Origin of the sequence: Mycobacterium sp. (assembly GCF_035623875.1) — a bacterium.
In the GTDB taxonomy this organism is placed as follows: domain Bacteria; phylum Actinomycetota; class Actinomycetes; order Mycobacteriales; family Mycobacteriaceae; genus Mycobacterium.
In genome coordinates this window covers 1-4665 of record NZ_DASPSP010000290.1, presented here as the reverse complement: position 1 = coordinate 4665, position 4665 = coordinate 1, and the positions used below count along the sequence as shown (strand labels likewise).

The 4665-nt window shown below is 67.0% G+C and carries 5 protein-coding genes and 1 pseudogene; 5 read left to right on the top strand and 1 reads right to left on the bottom strand.

The features are described from left to right. The coding region (locus VEI45_RS23295) for an oxygenase MpaB family protein (protein WP_324856882.1) at positions 1 to 294 on the bottom strand (294 nt) is incomplete at its 3' end. A 252-nt stretch (positions 295 to 546) separates the two neighbouring features. Between VEI45_RS23295 and VEI45_RS23290 the strand changes: the two genes are divergently transcribed. The 5 genes and pseudogenes from VEI45_RS23290 to VEI45_RS23270 all read left to right on the top strand — a co-directional run. Then, a complete protein-coding gene (locus VEI45_RS23290; RefSeq protein WP_324856884.1) occupies positions 547 to 1443 on the top strand; it encodes an adenylate/guanylate cyclase domain-containing protein in 897 nt (298 codons plus the stop codon). Between the two features lie 9 nt (positions 1444 to 1452). Then, positions 1453 to 2256, top strand: coding sequence for a rhomboid-like protein (locus VEI45_RS23285; RefSeq protein ID WP_324856883.1), 804 nt, complete (start codon positions 1453 to 1455; stop codon positions 2254 to 2256). Positions 2257 to 2509: 253 nt separating this feature from the next. Then, positions 2510 to 2806, top strand: coding sequence for a PE family protein (locus VEI45_RS23280; RefSeq protein ID WP_324856881.1), 297 nt, complete (start codon positions 2510 to 2512; stop codon positions 2804 to 2806). A 17-nt stretch (positions 2807 to 2823) separates the two neighbouring features. Then, positions 2824 to 4134, top strand: a complete 1311-nt coding sequence (locus VEI45_RS23275; protein WP_324856880.1) for a PPE family protein — start codon at positions 2824 to 2826, stop codon at positions 4132 to 4134. Positions 4135 to 4278: 144 nt separating this feature from the next. Further along, positions 4279 to 4665 (top strand): annotated as a pseudogene (locus VEI45_RS23270) (phenylalanine--tRNA ligase subunit alpha); the annotation flags it as partial.

Below are 4665 nucleotides of genomic sequence, written 5' to 3'. Positions count from 1 at the left end.
GGCCGCCCGGTTCCCGTCATAGACGACGCCCATGATCGGATACACCGAGCGCGCGACCCGTTGCAGCGGCTCGCGCAACAGGATCGAATGCTCCTCGACGCCGGCGCCCAATTCCGGATACATGTTTTGGATCGCGCCGATCCATACGCCCATCATTCCGGTGCGCAGGTCACCGAAATACTTCCAGGTCAGCGAGTCCGGCCCCAGCGGAGCGAACCGGACCGGTTTCTCGTCGCGCTGCTCACCCGTCACGGGTCTTGCCGGCGTCGTCGATGGCACCCATGTCGTAGTCATCACGCCCTCCTGGTCCTGACGAGCGATGGGACTCACGATAATGTTGACAACGCACGTTGTCTACGATTTCCGCGCGCGCCGCGACACGCCGTTATCGACTCTCGACCCCTGCGTCGTACGTGCGTGATCAGGCGGTTTGACAACGATCGTGGCGTACACCACCACCGCGGTCGTTGCCGGTCAGTCAAGAAACCACCTACCCTGGGCGATGTGGAACTCGGGCCCTACCCGGCGTCCGGCGAGCCCGAGCAAATGGCAACCGCGCCGGATTCGCCTGGTTCACGACAGCAACGCTCGGTGTCCCTACACGGGGCAGCTGAGTGGCTGCGCAGCAGAAACCAGAACCCGGCCGTCATTGAACTGATCCGTCGAGCTCGACGCGTGCTGCCGGGCGATCCGGAATTCGGCGATCCGCTGTCAACAGCAGGCGAAGGCGGGCCGCGTGCTGCCGCGCGGGTCGCGGGCCGGCTGCTGGGCGAGCGCGGCGGCGCATCCCGCGAAGTCAGTCTCGGCGCGTTGCAGGTGTGGCAGGCATTGACCGAGGCGGTCTCCCAACGCCCGGCAAACCCGGAGGTCACGTTGGTTTTCACCGATCTGGTGGGTTTCTCGACGTGGTCGCTGCAAGCCGGTGACGACGCGACCCTCAAGCTGCTGCGGCGGGTGGCGCAGGCGGTGGAACCGCCGCTGCTAGATGCCGGCGGTCACATCGTCAAGCGGATGGGCGACGGCATCATGGCCGTGTTCGCTGACCCGCTCGTCGCCGTGGGCGCGGTGCTCGACGCTAGGCGGGCATTGAGATCGGTTGACGTCGACGGCTACAAACCGCGGATGCGGGTCGGCATCCACACCGGGCGCCCGCAGCGCCTGGCCTCCGATTGGCTCGGTGTCGACGTCAACGTCGCCGCCCGGGTCATGGAGCGCGCCACCAGGGGCGGGGTGATGGTGTCGGGCACCACACTGGACGAGCTTTCGCAGGCGGACTTGGACGCGTTGGGCGTCACCGCCAAGCGGGTACACCGACCGGTGTTCGCAGGGAAAACCCCAGGTCTGCCGACCGATCTGGCCATCTATCGGCTCAAGGCCGCCGCGGAAACTGTCAGGGATTTGTCAGGTTTGGATAACGCAGATGACGAAAATCCCCAGGCATAGTGGATGGCGATGATATTCGGCATGTTGGAGCGGCTGGCGCGTGTCCGGATCACGCTGGGCTACGCGCTCGCGTTGGTCGCGGTCAGCGTCGCGCTGGTGGCTCTCGGTCCGCGGGTGCGCGAGCACGTCATTGGGCTGGCCAGCACCAACCTGCACAATCTGGCGCACGGTCACCTGGGGACCCTGTTCGGCAGCGCATTCGTCACCGACGCCGGCCCGATGTGGTTCTGGCTACCCGGCTTGGTCTGCCTGCTGGCCCTCGCCGAGCTGATCTGGCGCAGTGGGCGGATGGCTTTGGTGTTTGTCACCGGCCACGTCGGTGCCACGCTGCTGGTCGCTGCCGGGCTCACCGCGGCGATCGAATTCGGCTGGTTGCCGCTGTCGATCTCGCGTGCCAGTGATGTCGGCGTGAGCTATGGCGCCGTTGCGGTGCTGGGCGCGCTGACCGCGGCCATCCCTCGCCGGTGGCGGCCGGCGTGGATCGGTTGGTGGCTCCCGGTCGGCATCGCGTCAGCAGCGTTGAGCACCGACTTCACCGATGTCGGACACTCGGTCGCGTTGGTGCTGGGCATGCTGGTCTCGACCCGGTTGGCTGGCCCGGCCCGATGGACCCGGGTGCGATACGCGGTGCTGGCCGTTGGTGCAAGCTTCGGATTCCTGATGATGGCGCACGGAGAATGGACGTCGCTGATCGGGGCCGCCGGCGGCCTCTTGGGCGCGGTGGCGGCTACCGGGATCGGCCGGTCGCGCATGATGCGCCGCCGGCTGCCGGTGGCCGCGTTGGCGGCTGCGGAGCCGGTACTCAACGGCTGACGCCTTCCCGTCGGCGCTCTAGCGTTTCTGCAGCTCGGCGCGATTTTGGCGCGGCCGTAGCTAGGTCCGAATGACCAACGACTCACCCAAACAGGGGCTTGCGTCCCTACTCGGGACTACAGCGCAAGTTGTCCGATTGAATTAGCCGGTAATTCTGCATTGAGGCTTATGGACGACCTTTCTGCCGCAGTCTATTTGTCGGTTGTGTGGTGATCTGCATCTCGCAGGGCACCGCTGAAAGAAAGGAAAGTTCATGTTCGTAACGACCCAGCCTGAAATCCTCGCGGCGACTGCTGGCAACCTACAGACGATTGGTTCTGCGATGGCCGCCAGCAATTCGGCCGCGGACGTGCCGACCACCGGGGTGGTCCCCGCGGCCGCCGACGAGGTCTCAGCGCTGACCGCAACGCAGTTCGCCGTGCATGCGGCAATGTACCAGGCGATCAGCGCGCAGGCCGCTGCCACTCATCAGCAGTTCGTTGCCACGCTTTCCGCCAGCGCTGCGTCGTATGCCGGCACCGAAGCCGCCAACGCTATCGCTGCCGGCTGAGCGGCGGGGTAAACGACATGGACTTCGCATTGCTACCGCCAGAAGTCAACTCGGCCAGGATCTATGCCGGACCAGGCTCGGGTCCGATGCTGGCCGCCTCGGCGGCCTGGGACGGGCTGGCTGCCGACTTAGAGTCCACCGCAGCGTCCTACCAGTCCGCAATCGCAGCACTGACCAGTGGACCGTGGCTGGGGCCGTCGTCCGCGTCGATGGCGGCGGCGGCCATGCCGTACGTGACCTGGATGCGAACTGTCGCGGCGCAGGCCGCGCAGTCGGCTACTCAAGCCAAGATGGCCGCCGGCGCATATGAAGCGGTGTTCGCGATGACGGTGCCGCCGCCGATGATCGCCGCCAACCGCAGCCTGCTGATGTCACTGATCGCGACCAACTTATTGGGGCAGAACACCGCGGCGATCGCGGCGACCGAGGCCCAATACACGGAAATGTGGGCCCAGGATGCCGCCGCGATGTACGGCTATGCGGGCCAATCGGCCACCGCGTCGGCGTTGACGCCGTTTGCTCCCGCACCGAACACCACCAACCCTGCCGGTCTGGTGGGCCAAGCCGCCGCGATCGCCCATAGCACCGCCACCTCCGCCGGCACCGGTGCTCAGAGCATCGTGTCGACGGGCCCACAGCTGCTCTCCGCGGTGCCCAGCGCGCTGCAGGCGCTCGCACAGCCAACGCAGTCGGGGTTCTCGGGAATCCTGGACGCGCTCGGCTTCACTTCGCCGCAGTCGTTTCTGGCCTTATTCGGCCTAGTCGCCCCATATACGGCGAGCTTGGCGACTACCAACCTGGGGCTCAACACGGCCGCCCTGTCGCGCGCCCCCGTCACGGAGGCTCCGGGCTACGCCCTGGCAGGCGAAGCCGGTGCGGGCCCTGGCACGTTGGTTTCGGCTGGACCGGCCGGGCTAGGCGGGTCTGCGGTGAGCGCCGGCACGGGAGAGGCAAATGTGGTCGGGAGGCTGTCGGTGCCGCCCGGCTGGGCAGTGGCCGCTCCAGAAGTCCGAACGGTCGCCAAGGCGTTGCCGATGAACGGCGTTACGGCTTCGCCGGCGGTGTTCACAGGTTCCTCCGGAACCCTGTTCAGCGAGATGGCCTTGGCCGGGATGGCCGGGCGTGCCGTGGGCGCCACCTCCGGCCTGGGCCGCCAGCCGTGTGCCGAGGCCGTTAACACTCAAGCTGTGCGGCCGGCCCCGCCGCCGCCGGGCGGACTGGTCACGAGTATCGCTGCCGAGTTGCAGAAGCTCGCCGAACTGCACGACTCCAAAGTCTTGACCGACGACGAATTCACCCAGCTGAAGCAGCGGCTGATCGCGCGCTGAACCAGACGTCGTCACCGGGCAGCCGGACCCAAGGGGCTGCCAGCTGCCGATCGCCAGTGACGTGACCACATATGATCGGCACTTGCGCGTCACACCGTGCCGCGAACCCGCCCAAAAGCCCCAGCACAAGGAGAGTGTCGCCGCGTGGGTGACCAACCCGTCGACCTGTCGCTGGAGGCGTTGACCGCAACGGTCAACGCTGCCCGGCAAGCTTTCGCAGGCGCGGCCGATCTCGACGCATTGGCACGCGCCAAGACCGAGCACCTCGGTGATCGCTCGCCGCTGGCGCTGGCCCGTCAGTCGTTGGCGACGGTGCCCAAGGCCGACCGTGCCGACGCCGGTCGGCTCGTGAACAGTTCCCGCGGCGACGTGCAACGCAGTTACGACGAACGACTGGAAGTGTTGCGCGCTGAACGAGATGCCGCCGTGTTGATCGCCGAGCGCATCGACGTGACCTTGCCGTCGACCCGCCAGCCGACCGGCGCACGACATCCGATCACGATTCTGGCCGAACACGTCGCCGACACCTTC